The 13,527-nt window shown below is 68.3% G+C and carries 15 protein-coding genes; 11 read left to right on the top strand and 4 right to left on the bottom strand.

Annotated features, from left to right (window positions below; genetic code table 11):
- Window positions 1-14 precede the first annotated feature (14 nt).
- Window positions 15-2,024 carry a DUF6049 family protein gene (locus tag EV141_RS12450; RefSeq protein WP_241969181.1) on the bottom strand — a complete coding sequence of 670 codons (2,010 nt, stop codon included), beginning with the start codon at window positions 2,022-2,024 and terminating at the stop codon, window positions 15-17.
- A 58-nt stretch (window positions 2,025-2,082) separates the two neighbouring features.
- On the opposite strand from EV141_RS12450, the gene EV141_RS08290 reads away from it, so the two are divergent.
- The 8 genes from EV141_RS08290 to EV141_RS08255 all read left to right on the top strand — a co-directional run bounded on the left by EV141_RS08290 (window position 2,083) and on the right by EV141_RS08255 (window position 8,095).
- Window positions 2,083-3,546, top strand: coding sequence for a CCA tRNA nucleotidyltransferase (locus tag EV141_RS08290; RefSeq protein WP_130485498.1), 1,464 nt, complete (start codon window positions 2,083-2,085; stop codon window positions 3,544-3,546).
- A 141-nt stretch (window positions 3,547-3,687) separates the two neighbouring features.
- Window positions 3,688-4,050: a 30S ribosomal protein S6 gene (gene rpsF / locus EV141_RS08285; RefSeq protein ID WP_130485497.1), complete on the top strand. Its 363-nt coding sequence runs from the start codon at window positions 3,688-3,690 to the stop codon at window positions 4,048-4,050.
- A 4-nt stretch (window positions 4,051-4,054) separates the two neighbouring features.
- The gene (locus EV141_RS08280) at window positions 4,055-4,597 is read left to right on the top strand and encodes a single-stranded DNA-binding protein (RefSeq protein WP_130485496.1); all 543 of its coding nucleotides are present in this window, start codon (window positions 4,055-4,057) and stop codon (window positions 4,595-4,597) included.
- Between the two features lie 52 nt (window positions 4,598-4,649).
- Window positions 4,650-4,910: a 30S ribosomal protein S18 gene (gene rpsR / locus EV141_RS08275; RefSeq protein ID WP_096420059.1), complete on the top strand. Its 261-nt coding sequence runs from the start codon at window positions 4,650-4,652 to the stop codon at window positions 4,908-4,910.
- A gap of 10 nt (window positions 4,911-4,920) precedes the next feature.
- A complete protein-coding gene (rplI, locus tag EV141_RS08270; RefSeq protein ID WP_130485495.1) occupies window positions 4,921-5,382 on the top strand; it encodes a 50S ribosomal protein L9 in 462 nt (153 codons plus the stop codon).
- 419 nt (window positions 5,383-5,801) lie between these two features.
- Window positions 5,802-7,187: a replicative DNA helicase gene (dnaB, locus tag EV141_RS08265; protein WP_375880243.1), complete on the top strand. Its 1,386-nt coding sequence runs from the start codon at window positions 5,802-5,804 to the stop codon at window positions 7,185-7,187.
- 60 nt (window positions 7,188-7,247) lie between these two features.
- The gene (locus tag EV141_RS08260; protein WP_130485493.1) at window positions 7,248-7,850 is read left to right on the top strand and encodes a hypothetical protein; all 603 of its coding nucleotides are present in this window, start codon (window positions 7,248-7,250) and stop codon (window positions 7,848-7,850) included.
- Window positions 7,847-8,095: a hypothetical protein gene (locus EV141_RS08255; protein WP_130485492.1), complete on the top strand. Its 249-nt coding sequence runs from the start codon at window positions 7,847-7,849 to the stop codon at window positions 8,093-8,095. Before EV141_RS08260 ends, EV141_RS08255 begins: the two co-directional genes overlap by 4 nt.
- A 48-nt stretch (window positions 8,096-8,143) precedes the next feature.
- Here EV141_RS08255 and purB read toward each other — a convergent pair whose 3' ends face one another.
- Window positions 8,144-9,529, bottom strand: coding sequence for an adenylosuccinate lyase (purB, locus tag EV141_RS08250; protein WP_130485491.1), 1,386 nt, complete (start codon window positions 9,527-9,529; stop codon window positions 8,144-8,146).
- On the bottom strand, window positions 9,526-10,053 hold the full coding sequence (locus EV141_RS08245; RefSeq protein ID WP_241969180.1) for a low molecular weight protein-tyrosine-phosphatase: 528 nt from the start codon (window positions 10,051-10,053) through the stop codon (window positions 9,526-9,528). Before EV141_RS08245 ends, purB begins: the two co-directional genes overlap by 4 nt.
- Window positions 10,054-10,177: 124 nt before the next feature.
- On the opposite strand from EV141_RS08245, the gene EV141_RS08240 reads away from it, so the two are divergent.
- Both EV141_RS08240 and EV141_RS08235 read left to right on the top strand, forming a co-directional pair.
- The gene (locus EV141_RS08240; RefSeq protein ID WP_130485490.1) at window positions 10,178-10,459 is read left to right on the top strand and encodes a hypothetical protein; all 282 of its coding nucleotides are present in this window, start codon (window positions 10,178-10,180) and stop codon (window positions 10,457-10,459) included.
- Window positions 10,456-11,922: an alpha/beta hydrolase family protein gene (locus EV141_RS08235; RefSeq protein WP_130485489.1), complete on the top strand. Its 1,467-nt coding sequence runs from the start codon at window positions 10,456-10,458 to the stop codon at window positions 11,920-11,922. The genes EV141_RS08240 and EV141_RS08235 overlap by 4 nt, the downstream gene beginning before the upstream one ends.
- Before the next feature lie 12 nt (window positions 11,923-11,934).
- On the opposite strand, the gene EV141_RS08230 is transcribed toward EV141_RS08235, so the two are convergent.
- Complete coding sequence (locus EV141_RS08230; RefSeq protein ID WP_130485488.1) at window positions 11,935-12,333, bottom strand: phage holin family protein; 399 nt, start codon at window positions 12,331-12,333, stop codon at window positions 11,935-11,937.
- Between the two features lie 94 nt (window positions 12,334-12,427).
- Between EV141_RS08230 and EV141_RS08225 the strand changes: the two genes are divergently transcribed.
- Window positions 12,428-13,516, top strand: coding sequence for a histidinol-phosphate transaminase (locus EV141_RS08225; protein WP_241969179.1), 1,089 nt, complete (start codon window positions 12,428-12,430; stop codon window positions 13,514-13,516).
- Window positions 13,517-13,527 lie beyond the last annotated feature (11 nt).

The raw sequence follows: 13,527 nt of genomic DNA, 5'->3' as shown, positions 1-13,527 counted from the left end.
TGCGGGGTCGGAACTCAGGGCGAACTCGTTTCTTTCGGGGTGCGCTGCTCGCGTCGGCGACGGATATCGCGGACGAGTCCTAGCGCGAAGAGGATGGCGATGACGGCGCCGATCGCGATGGTACCGGTGGTCTCCCATCCGGCCTGCAGGTTCAGCGGCACCTCGATCGTGCTGCCGATCGTTGCGCCATCGGCGGCACGGATCGATACGCGAATGTCGACGTCCCCGTTGACCAGCGACTGCACGGGCACGAGAGCGCGCACCTGAGACGCGGCGGGCACCGTGGTTTCGACCCGCGGGTTCTCAACGCGCAGCTGCCCGGTGACGGGTTCGACAGCCACGTACACCGTCACGGGCACGGGAAGACCGTTTTGCACCGTCACCGGCAAGGAGGTGCGCTCAGCGAGCAGATTAATGGTGGCGCTCTCGGCCACCTGAACCGCGCTGCGGAGCGCATCCGATTGGGCGCGATAGCGGGTCTCGGCCGCCACGATGTTTTCGCCCCCGAGCGCGATGCTGTCGAGCAGGTCGAGCCGCCGATCGGCGAGCAGAGGCGCCGGGTCGACGGCGATGCGCGAAAACTCAGCGTCGCCGCGTTCGACCTCGAGCAGGGTGTCGAGCGGAATCCGTTCGAGCCGGTTGTCATCGGTGATTGCTGTGTCGGATGCGGCGGTGCCCGGCGATGTTGCGGGCCCCAGGCTTCCGCTTCGCGCCCAGGGCAAGGCCAGAACGTCGGAGACCACCCCGGTGAGCTGCGGCGTGGGCGCGGCGGTGCGCTCGGCGAGGGCCACGAGCGGCGTTGTCAGGGAGGGCGAACTGGCGAGCAGCGCGCTGATTTCCGCGACCGCCGCGCGACGATCGTGCAGGCTCGTGGATGCGGCCGCATTTCGCACGGCGGCGGTGGCGACCGGGTCACTGACGACGGCGCGGAGCCCACTGTCGAGAGCGCGCACGAGCCCCACACCGCCGACCACGTCGCTGGCATGGGCGAGCACGGTTCCCACGCCCTCGGCGGCGAGGGGGGCGACCGCGTCGGGCCCGAGGGTGCCGTCGGCGGGCCACACCCAGTCGCTCAGAGTGTGCGGCCAATCGGTGAGCTGGTCAAGTGTCGCGCTGGCGGCGCCGTTGTCACCCAGCACATCCGATCCGGCCCCCAACACCGGCGGTGATGCCGTCTCGAGCGAACCGACGGCCGCGAGTGGGTCGGCGTCTGACCAGCGCAGGGCAAAGGTCTCGGGCCCCGCCTCATCGAGCCGTTCGAGCGCGGCCACCGCGCCCTCGGGAGCGGCTGCGCCAAGGCCGCGGACGGATGCGATGATGCGCGGGTCGATTCCCAGGGCGACGGCTCCGGTCTCGGCCGCCTCGATCGCGCGAGGGAGGGTGCCGTTGGGGGCGGCGAGCGCGGTCAACTGCTCGGCGCTGAGATAGCGACCGCGTGCATCCGGGGCGATCACGGGCGCGATGACGACGAATCCGGCGCTCGGCGCACTCGTGCCGCTCGGCTGGCCGACGATCGCCGAGCGATCGAAAGCGATGTTCTCGCCGGCGCTATCAACGATGCTGACGCCGATGGCGCGCGCCCCGAATTGGCCTGCGAGATCGATCGCCTCGGCCGGAAGCGTGAGCGTCGCGACGGCCGTCGCGCCGGGCGCGATGTCGACGACTGGGCCGGTGGCGACCACACCGATGCTCGGCGGTTGGTCGCTCGAGAGCCATTGCCGCACCGAGTCGGCCCCGGCCAGGGGGGCGAGGTCGAGGTGTAAACGGGCCGTGGCGTTGTCGACCGCTTCGTCGGTGCCGTTCGCGATCGTCACGCGCACCGACAGCGGGGCGCCGTCACCCAGTACGCCCGAGTTCTCGGGGGCGGCCACCACCGTCACCACGCCCGCTGCGTTGTCGGGTGGCGAGGAATCAGAAACGGTGGATGCGTTGGCCGGGAGGGTCGCAGAGATCGCGAGAGCGCCCACGAGCGTCGCCACCAGTCCGATGCTGACGGCGTGGCGCGTGCCGCCTAGCGCGGGCACGCAGAACCCTCACACGCCCGCAGCCCCAGCATGACGGGAAGTCTAGACTCTGGGGACTATGGAGAGCGTGGCCCAGGCCGTCAGCCGACTGCGCGAGCTCGCCGCCGCCGAACCCTTGGCCACTCTTGCCGAGCGCTTTGCCGCGGCCGGACACGAGCTCGCGCTCGTCGGCGGCCCCGTACGCGACGCCTTTCTCGGTCGCGGGGTGCACGACCTCGATCTCTGTACCTCGGCGCGGCCCGACGAGATCATCCGCATCATTCGTCCCGTCGTCGACGCGCACTGGGATATCGGGCGCGACTTCGGCACGATCGGCGCGCAGATCGGCGACGACACGGTCGAGATCACCACCTACCGCGCCGACGAGTATGACCCCGCGAGCCGAAAGCCCGAGGTCGCGTTCGGCGACACCCTCGAGGGCGACCTGATTCGGCGCGACTTCACCGTCAACGCCCTCGCGTTGCGCCTGCCGCAGCTCGAACTCGTCGACCCGACCGGCGGCTTTGAGCACCTGGTCTCTGGCGTGCTGACCACACCGACGACGCCCGAGCGCTCGTTCGGTGACGACCCGCTGCGCATGCTGCGGGGCGTGCGGTTCGCGGCGCAGCTCGGTGCGCGCCTCGACGATGCGGCGCTGCAGGCGATGACCGAGATGCGGGGCCGGCTTGAGATCGTGTCGGCCGAGCGCATCCGTGACGAGCTGATCAAGCTGCTCGCGACCGATTCGCCCCGCCGAGGGCTCGAACTGCTTGTGGCGACGGGGCTTGCCGAGTACGTGCTGCCCGAGGTGCCGGCGCTGCGACTCGAGATCGACGAGCACGCGCACCACAAAGACGTCTACGAGCACTCGCTCACGGTGCTGGAGCAGGCGATCGACCTCGAGCGCTCGCGGGGCGACGCGGATGCGCGCCCCGATACGGTTCTGCGCCTCGCCGCCCTGCTCCACGACATCGGCAAGCCGGCCACGCGATCCATTGAGGCAAACGGGGCGGTGACTTTCCACCACCACGACGTCGTCGGGGCGAAGCTCGCGAAGAAGCGGCTGACCGCCCTGCGCTTCGACAAGGACACGATCACGGCGGTCGCGAGGCTGATCGAGCTGCACCTGCGCTTCTTCGGTTACAGCGATGCGCCCTGGACGGACTCGGGGGTGCGGCGCTACGTGCGCGACGCCGGCCCGTTGCTCGAGCGGCTGCACATTCTCACGCGCGCCGACGTCACCACGCGCAACAAGCGCAAGGCCGCTCGCCTCCAGGGCGCGTACGACGAACTCGAGCAGCGCATCGCGCAGCTCGCCGAAGAGGAAGAGCTCGCGGCGATTCGCCCCGACCTCGACGGCGAGCAGATCATGCAGATTCTGGGGCTGCGTCCCGGGCCCGACGTCGGGGCTGCGTACCGCTACCTGCTGGAGGTGCGCCTCGACGACGGTCCGCTCGGAGCCGAGGAGGCCGAGCGGCGGCTGCGCGCATGGTGGGCCGAGCGCGGGGGCGCGACCGGCGCCGCGCAGCGGGGCGAGCGGTAGTCGGTTAACTGGCGCCGAGCATCCGGCATCGACTACGCTGTGCAGGTTGTCTGCGTGCTGTCGCGCGCGGGCACGTGATGCCATAACCCTCCTGCTGCAGACCGTCTGCAGCCGTTCGAGTCCGAAGGAGGTGGGTGAGTCATGCATCAGTACGAATTGATGGTCATTCTCGACCCCGAGATCGACGAGCGCACTGTCGCTCCGAGCCTCGACAAGTTCCTCGGTGTTGTTCGCAACGCCGGTGGTTCCGTTGAGAACGTCGACATCTGGGGCAAGCGCCGTCTTGCCTACGAGATCAACAAGAAGAACGAGGGCATCTACGCCGTCGTCAACTTCACCGCCACGTCGGAGGCCACCGTCGAGCTCGACCGCCAGCTGAAGCTCAGCGAAGCGGTCATGCGCACGAAGGTTCTCCGCGCCGAAGAGGCAATCGCGAACCTCGCGGCCGCCAAGGCTCAGGCCGACGCCAAGGCGGCTCGCGCCGCCGCAAAGGCAGCGGAGTAAGCCCGTGGCTGGCGAAACCGTCATCACCGTGGTGGGCAACCTGACTGCCGACCCGGAGCTGCGGTACACCCAGAACGGCCTCGCCGTCGCGAACTTCACGATCGCCTCGACGCCGCGCACCTACGACCGTCAGTCGAACGAGTGGAAGGACGGCGAAGCGCTGTTCCTCCGCGCGAGCGTGTGGCGCGACTTCGCCGAGCACGTCGCCTCGTCGCTGACGAAAGGGATGCGCGTGGTCGCGCAGGGACGCCTCAAGCAGCGTTCCTACGAGACCAAGGAAGGCGAGAAGCGCACCACCATCGAGCTCGAGGTCGACGAGATCGGCCCCAGCCTCCGCTACGCGACCGCACAGGTCACCCGCTCGTCGGGTGGCGGCGGCGCGGGCGGCGCGATGGGTGGCGGCAACCGGGGCGGCAACGCTCAGGTCGCCGACGAGCCGTGGGGTGCCCCCGCGGGTGGCGCTGCGCAGTCGAACGGCGGGCAGTCGTCCGCCGGCGGCGACGTCTGGAACACTCCCGGCTCCTACGCCGACGACACCCCGTTCTGATCCGGTCACCCGGATCCCCTCTTTGTGAATCACAGATAAAAGGACAACCACTATGGCTGGCAAGAGCAGCGGCGACCGCCGCAAGCCTCGCGGCGGCAAGGGCGCGAAGAACGCCGCCCCCGCAAAGGCAATCAAGGTTGGCGTCATCGACTACAAGGACGTCGCCACCCTCCGTAAGTTCATCTCCGAGCGCGGGAAGATCCGCGCCCGCCGCATCACCGGTGTCTCGGTGCAGGAGCAGCGACTGATCGCGAAGGCCGTGAAGAACGCCCGCGAGATGGCACTGCTTCCGTACGCGGGCGCCGGACGCTAAGGGGTTCACGATGTCGAAGCTCATTCTCACGCAGGAAGTGTCGGGCCTTGGCTCGGCCGGCGACGTCGTCGAGGTCAAGAACGGGTACGCCCGCAACTACCTCATCCCCCAGGGTTTCGCTGTGGCCTGGAGCCGCGGTGGCGAAAAGCAGGTTGATTCGATCAAGGCCGCCCGCGCTGCGCGCGAGCACGCCACGATCGAGGAGGCCCAAGACCTGAAGCTCCGCCTCGAGGCAAACCCTGTCACCCTCACGGTGACCGCGGGCGCCGAGGGCCGCCTGTTCGGTTCGGTGAAGACCGGCGACGTGGCTGCTGCCGTCGAGAAGGCCGGTATCGGCTCGATCGACAAGCGCCTCGTCGAGCTCGTCTCGCCGATCAAGACGGTCGGCACGCACGAGGCGATCCTGAAGCTCCGCGACGGGATCGTGGCGACCATCACCCTCAACGTGGTGGCCGACAAGAAGAAGAAGTAGGGCTTTTTGCCCCCAGCGGTACCCGCGGCCACGCGCCGCGGGTACCGCTTTTTTGCGCCCCGTGTCAAGTGATTTCCCGCACTTTCCTCCACAGCATTCGCGCGAAGCCCTCAAGCTTCAGGTGCCGGTTGAAGCCTCTTTTTCCACACACGGTGTGGATGACAAAAGGCCTGGTCAAAGCCGTTTACAGCAAGTTCTCCCCGTGACAATCCACAGGCGCCTCCACATGTTGCCCACACGACGCGCGGGCGTTCTCCGCAGCTTTCCCCAGCGTTATCCACAGGCCGCGTTTGAGGGCCGGTCGCGCCTCTCCCTAGGGTGACTGCGCCTCGACACGCGCCCTGCCGGCTTCGGCGACCACTGCGTGTCGGTGCTCCCGCCTATACAGGTGTTACCGCATGCCTTCAGGAGGCCCTTCCGTGTCTATCGCCCACATCTCCGCCGCCGTTGACCCGCGATCGGGCGACGGCCGCGAGGGCGAGCGTCGGCATGAGCGCACTCCCCCGCACGATCTGCTCGCTGAGCAGAGTGCCCTCGGCGGCATGCTGCTGAGCAAAGACGCGGTCGCCGACGTCGTCGAGGTCGTTCGCGGTGTCGACTTCTACGTGCCGAAGCACGAGATCATCTTCGACGCGGTCATGAACCTCTACGCGCACGGCGAGCCCACCGACGTGATCGCGGTCGCCGACGAGCTCACCAAGTCGGGCAACTTGACCCGCGCCGGTGGCGCCGACTACCTGCACACGCTGACCGGGCTCGTGCCGACGGCGGCAAACGCCGGGTTCTATGCCTCGCTCGTGGCCGAGAAGGCGGTGCTACGCCGACTCGTCGAGGCGGGTACCCGCATCGTGCAGATGGGGTACGCCTCCGAGGGCGAGGTCACCGACCTCGTCAACAACGCTCAGGCCGAGATCTACAACGTGGCCGGTGGTGCGCAGACCGAAGACTACGTTCCGCTGACGCAGGCGGTCGGGGAAGCGATTGACGAGATCGAGGCCGCTAAGGGGCTCGACGGCAAGATGACGGGCGTGCCGACCGGCTTCGCCGATCTTGACCAGCTCACCAACGGCCTGCACGGTGGCCAGCTCATCCTCATCGCCGCTCGTCCGGCGCTCGGTAAGTCGACGCTCGCCCTTGACCTCGCCCGTGCGGCTGCGATCAAGCACCAGCAGCCCACGATTGTCTTCTCGCTCGAAATGGGGCGCAGCGAGATCGCCATGCGCCTGCTGTCAGCCGAGGCGTCCATCCCGTTGCACGCGATGCGCAAGGGCACGCTCGAAGGCCGCGACTGGACGGCAATCGCCGCCACCCGCGGCCGCATCGCCGATGCCCCGCTCTACATCGACGACAGCCCCAACATGACCCTCGTTGAGATTCGCGCGAAGTGCCGGCGCCTCAAGCAGACGGTCGGGCTCAAGATGGTCGTCATTGACTACCTGCAGCTGATGACCAGCGGCAAGCGCGTTGAGTCGCGGCAGCAAGAAGTCAGCGAGTTCTCGCGTGCGCTGAAGCTCATGGCGAAAGAGTTGCAGGTGCCGGTTGTCGCGCTGTCACAGCTGAACCGTGGCCCCGAGCAGCGCTCCGACAAGAAGCCGGCCATCAGCGACCTGCGCGAGTCGGGTTCGCTTGAGCAAGACGCCGACATGGTGATCCTCCTGCACCGCGACAGCGCCTACGACAAAGAAAGCGCACGACCCGGCGAGGCCGATCTCATCGTCGCGAAGCACCGTAACGGCCCGACCGACACGATCACCGTCGCATTCCAGGGCCACCTGTCCCGCTTCGCCGACATGCCCCGCGTGTAGTTCGCCGCGCATCCCGTGCGATGCAGGAGCCTCACGGCTCACGGGCCGTACGCTGGGAGTATGGTGACCGCTTCCTCTGACGCGCGCGCCGCTGACCGCGGTGCGACGGCGTCGACGAACGCCTGGCTCGCCCCGATTGCCCGGGCGATCCCGGCCATCGTCGTCGGCGTGCTGATCACGTTCACCCCCGACCACTCGGCGAGCCTCGGCCTCATCGCCCTCGGCGCCTTCGGCGTCGCGAGTGCCATCGTGCTCACCATCACCAGCACGCGGCTTGCCGGCGGCGAACCGTTGCGCGCTCTGCACCGCGGGCTCGCGGTCATCACCGCCGTCGTCTCGGCGGCGGCCTTCGCCCTCGTCGGCTTCCTCGACGGCGATCTCTTGGCCTTCCTGCTGCTGGCTCTCGGCGCGTACGGCGTCTTCGCCGGTGCGTTTGAGTTTGTGTGGGGCCTGCGCCACCGCGGGCGCTCCCCCTACAGCCGCGACGGCATCACTGTCGGCGGGGCCACCATCATCCTCGCGCTGATCCTCGTTGCCGTGGGCGACTCGGTCAGCGCCGTCGGCTTCTTCGGCGCCTACGCCGTCATCGTCGGCGTCTACCTCGTCATCGCCGGTTTCAGCGGGAAAACGGCCGACACCCCCTCAGGAGAGACCGCATCATGACCGAGAACCCCTCGCGCCGCGAGAAGCTGCGCCCCGGTGAGCTCGTCGGCCTCGCCGCCGTGGTCGCCGTGTTCGTCGGCCTCGTCACCTTCATGGTGACCCGCGACCTGTTTCTGTCGCTCATCTTCCTGGGTGTGACGTTCGTCATCGACCTCATGGTGCTTGCCATGCTCATGCTGGCCGTGACGCCCAACAAGCCGGCCGACGGCGAGCGGTGGCAGGCCGAGCAGAACCCGCACGACTAACACGCCACCCGACGCCGCCTCACCGGCGCGCGCGCCGGCAGCGGCACGCTAGCGCGCGATGAACGCGGTGAGATCGCTCGCGAGACCCGTGTACGTGGCGGGGGTCAATTTACGCAGTCGCGCCTTCGCCTCGTCAGAGATGTCGAGCCCATCGACGAACGCGCGCAGCTCGTCGCCGCCGACCCGGTGACCGCGCGTGAGCTCTTTCAGAAGCGCATACGGGTCGCTGATCTGCGAATTCCCCGCCGTCACTTCCGCGCGAATGACCGTCTGAATCGCCTCGCCAAGCACCTCCCAGTTGCTGTTGAGGTCGCGGGCGAGGGCCTCCTCATCGAGGGCGATTTCGCCGAGCCCCTTGAGCACGTTGTCGAGCGCGAGCAGCGCGTGGCCGAGGGCGACGCCGATGTTGCGCTGCGCGGAGGAGTCGGTCAGGTCGCGCTGGAGGCGCGAGGTGACCAGCGTCGCGGCGAGCGAGTCGAGGAGGGCCGCTGACAGTTCGAAGTTCGCTTCGGCGTTCTCGAAGCGGATGGGATTGATCTTGTGCGGCATGGTCGACGAGCCGGTCGCGCCCGGCTGCGGGATCTGCCGGAAGTAGCCCATCGAGATGTAGGTCCAGACGTCGGTGCAGAGGTTGTGCAGTACGCGGCCCACGTGCGCGACCCGCTGGTACAGCTGCGCCTGCCAGTCGTGCGACTCGATCTGGGTGGTCAGCGGGTTCCAGGTGAGCCCGAGCGACTCGACGAATTCTTTCGAGGATGCGGGCCAGTCGTGATCGGGATCGGCCGCGACGTGCGCCGCGAAGGTCCCCGTCGCCCCCGAGAACTTGCCGAGGTATTCGATCTCGTCGACGCTGGCGACGAGACGCTCGAGGCGGTGCACGACGACGGCCAGCTCCTTCCCCATGGTCGTCGGGGTGGCGGGCTGCCCGTGCGTGTGCGACAGCATCGGCACGTCGCGCCAGCTGAGCGCCCGCTCGCGGAGCGCCTCGATGACGGCGCGTACGGCGGGCATCCATTCGGCGGCAACGGCGTCACGGATGGTGATGGCGTACGCCAGGTTGTTGATGTCTTCGCTCGTGCAGGCAACGTGCGTCAGTTCGGCGATCTCGCCAAGGCCGATCACGGCCAGGTGGTCGCGCACGTGATACTCGACCGCCTTGACGTCGTGCCGGGTGACGGCTTCGCGTTCTGCGAGGGCGGCCACGTCGGCGTCGCCAAAGTTCTCGGGCAGTGCCCGCAGCAGCGACTTTTCTGAGTCGGTGAGACGGCGGGCCCCCAACAGTTCGCGGTCGGTGAGGTGAATGAGCCACTCGACCTCGACGTGGATACGCGCGCGGTTGAGGCCCGCCTCTGAAAGATGCTGGTCAAGGGTGCCGGTCTGGCGGCGGTAACGGCCGTCGAGCGGGCTGAGGGGTTGCGGGCTGAGGGCGGTCATCGGGCTCCCTGTCGTAGTGCGGGTTCGAGTTGAGTGGCGAGTGCGCGGCACGCGCGCTCGATGACGGCGAGCACGTGGTCGAAGAGCTCAGCGTCGGAGTAGTAGGGGTCGGGCACGTCGATGCCGGCGCCCTCGGGGTCGACATCGGTGATGATCTGCACGCTCGCGCGCGCGTCGTCGCTCGGAGCCCAGCTGCGCAGAATGCGTTCGTGTCCGCGGTCGAAGCCCACGACCAGATCGTGGGTCTGAAACCAGACGGGGTCGAACTGGCGGGCGCGGTGTTCGTCGGCGTCGTAGCCGCGACGGGCGAGGGCCTCGAGGGTGCGGGGGTCGGCGGGTTCGCCCACGTGCCATTCGCCGGTGCCGGCCGACTCGACGACGACCTGACCCTCCCACCCGCGATCGCGGATGATGCGCTTCATCACCGCTTCGGCCATGGGCGAGCGACAGATGTTGCCGGTACACACGAAGCAGATGCGAAACGGCGGGCGTGCCGTCTGCTCGTCGCCCTCCCCGCTGTCCACTCGCCCATTCTGTCGCGAATTGCGCAAAGGGACACTCCTCCCCAGCCGTGCTGGCCGGTTCGGTGTTCGTTGGCGGCCCCGATTCCGGATGCCCGGCACGCGTCACGCGGGCACAGTGCGCCCCATGCTCACCACCTTCTCCTCCGGCGAATCCGCGAGCGATCTGCACTACGCGGCTGCCCAGCTTTTCTCTGCCGCTGAGATCATGGCGGAGGTGGAGCAGAGCATCCCAGGGCCCGAGACTCTCGCGGGCTTTTCGGGAATTGTGCGATTCGCATTCGATGCGTTCGTGAATTCCCGAATCGCCATGATCACGGAGGCACAACACGGATTTGAAAGCGCGGCGTGGTCGTGTCGAGGGCTCGCTACCGACGCCGAGCCCGGGACGATGGAGCCGGGTCGATGAGAGGCGTTGACGGCAACCCGCACGACGGCCTGACCGTGGTGCACTCCGATGTGTTGACGTCGATAGAAGTTCGTTACCGCGACGCGGCCGCGCGCAGCGCGGAGGCTGCCGCACGAGGGCGTCGCACAGGCGGGCTCGTGCACAGTGAATCTGTCGTCATCGCGATCGATCGAGCCCTTGCTGACGCTGAGTCCGCACGACAGGGCCTCATCCAGATCGCTGTCGCGCTCGAAGCCGCGCACCAGTTGTTCGACGCGGCTGACGGCGCAGTGCAGGCGACCATGCAGCGCGTTTCCAGCCAGATCGCCGCCCTCGTCGGGATGGTGGGGGTGCCTCTGCTAGCCGCGGCCGCAGTGCCCCTCATTGGGCCATCACTGGTGAGTGCGGTGGGGTTCGCGCTCTTGCCGGACAAGGAGCAGGAAAAGCTTCTCGCTCTCGCCGAACGGGGCCTCGAGGAATTGGGCCGCAGCGCGGCCACCCCGGAGGGGGCTGCGCTGGTCGGCTGGCTGGCGAACAACATTGGTTCGCTCGCACTGGGTGCAATCGGCGTTCCGCCGCATCTAGCGGCGTCAGTGGGCGAGGGCGGCCTTGACCTCGTCAACCTCGAATTCTTGTCTGTTGTGGCGAGCGGCGTCGCGGTCGCCACGGGCGCATCGGGAGTTGCCGGCGTGCGGGTGACCCAGCAAACCGTGCCGTCGCCAGCCGGAACACAACCACACCAGGTTTCGAAAATGGCGCCACCGGTCTTCACCCAACCCGTCACGGCGCCGACATCGGTCGCCGATCGGCACGCCCGGGTGCCTGACGGCGCCGGCAGTCAGGTGCGGATCGAGACCTATGCGGGAGACAACGGGCCGCGCTACGAGGTGTACATCGCCGGTACCGACCCGAAAGCCGAATTTGGAGGCGTCAACCCGTTCGATATGGCCAGCAACCTCGCCCTGACCGCCCACTTAGATGCCTCGTCCCTGAAGGCGGTTGTCGTCGGTTTGGAAGAGGCCGGCGCGACCGCTCAGAGCGAGGTGGTGTTCACCGGCCACTCGCAGGGCGCGCTCGTTGCGGCGTACCTCGCTGAAAGCGGTCAGTACCGCACGGCGGGGCTCGTCACCGCAGGTGGTCCGGTGTCCGATGTGCCGATCTCGGGGGACTACCCGGCGATAGTGATCGAGCACACGGACGACATCATCCCGTCCATAACCGGGGAGCATGATGCGGGGACGCGAGCCACCGTCATCGAGGCGCGCGCCTTCCCTGGCGGTGCCGGCGAACTCTTCGCGCCGCATGCCGCCGACGCGTACGTTCCGACAGCACGGCTCGTGGACGCTGCCGATGACTACGCGATTACCCACGCACGCGATCGGCTACCGAGTGATCCGGTGCAGGGAACGGCAACCATGTACCGCGGCGAGCGCATCCTCGACGGGGATGATGAGTCGGGCGGTCGCGGGCGCGCTGACCGCTAGAGCGCTGCCCGGCTAACGGTTCTTGCCGACGATCGGGCGCACGAGCACGCCGATCAGCCAGCTCAAGAGGCCGAGCACCAGGGCGCCGAGCACGCCCCACCAGAAGCCGTCGACGACCAGGCCAAAGCCGAGCAGGTCAGAAATGCCGTCAACGAGCAGCAGCAACAGCCCGTTCACGATCAGCGCGATGAGCCCGAGGGTGAGGATGTACAGCGGGAACGCCACGATGCGGATCAGGTTGCCGATGATGCCGTTCACCAGGCCGAAGATCAGACCGACGATCAGGTAGGTCACGACCACCTCGAGGGTGTCGCCGTCGCCGTAGGCGACGACGCTGACGCCCGCCACGATCAGGGTCGTCAGCCAGAGCGCGACCGAATTGATGAGCAAGCGGATGATAAATCGGGCCATGCGCACCATTGTGGTGGCGCGGTGCGAGCCGCGTCCACCCATTCCGTGCCCGCGCTCAGCGGATGGGCGGGGCGCGCCCGCGTACGCTGATCGCGTGAGCGCGCCCGAGCATCCTCAATCGTCGACGCCGCCCGTGCGACTGCGGCCCGAGATCGTCGCCCTGCCTGCCTACAAACAGGGGCGGCAGGCCGACGCGACCGCCTTCAAGTTGTCGAGCAACGAGAACCCCTTCCCGGTGCACCCGGCGATCCTCGCGGCGATCGCCGACGCCACCCCGAACCGCTACCCCGACGCGACGGCGCTCGCCGTGCGCGAGCGCCTCGCCGAGCGTCACGGGGTGAGCCCCGACGAGGTCATCGTGGGAGCGGGTTCGGTGTCGATCCTGCTGCAGCTGATTCAGGCGGCCTGTGGGCCGGGCGATGAGGCGATCTACGCGTGGCGCAGCTTCGAGGCGTACCCGCTGCTCACCACCATCGCCGGGGCGACGGCGGTTCCGGTGCCCCTCACCGACGACTTCCGCCACGACCTGGCGGCGATGGCGGCCGCGATCACCGAGCGCACGCGCATCCTGCTCGTTTGCTCGCCCAACAACCCGACCGGCACGGTGGTGACCGCCGACGAGTTCGCCGCCTTCATGCGCATCGTGCCGCCCACGCTGCTCGTCGTGCTCGACGAGGCGTACGCCGAGTTCGTGCGCGACCCGGCGGCCGTGAACGGCGACGAGCTGATCGGCCGATATCCGAACCTGGTGATCCTGCGCACCTTCTCGAAGGCCTACGGACTCGCCGGCCTGCGCGCCGGCTACGCGGTCGGTGACCGCGCCGTGATCGACGCCGCGCGCAGCACGCAGATCCCGCTCTCGGTCACCGAGGTGGCGCAGCGGGCCGTGCTCGCGGCGCTCGACCACGAGGCCGAGCTGCTCACCCAGCTCGACGAACTCGTCACCCGCCGCGACCGTGTTGAGCAGGCCCTGCGCGAGCAGGGCTGGACCGTGCCGCCGAGCGAGGGCAACTTCGTGTGGCTGCCCACCGGCGAGAAGACGGCGGCGGTCGCCGAGCGCTTTGAGCGGGCGGGCATCATCGGCCGAGCGTTCCCCGGCGACGGTATTCGCATATCCGTCGCCGAGCATGAGTCTGTGCCGATCCTCCTGCGCGTCGCGGGCGAGGTTGTCCGCGACCTCTGATCGGGGGCCCT

It is taken from the genome of Microcella putealis (genome assembly GCF_004216575.1).
GTDB classification, from domain to species: Bacteria; Actinomycetota; Actinomycetes; order Actinomycetales; family Microbacteriaceae; genus Microcella; species Microcella putealis.
Note: the sequence above shows the minus strand (reverse complement) of the source record. Positions and strands in the feature narration are given on the sequence as shown.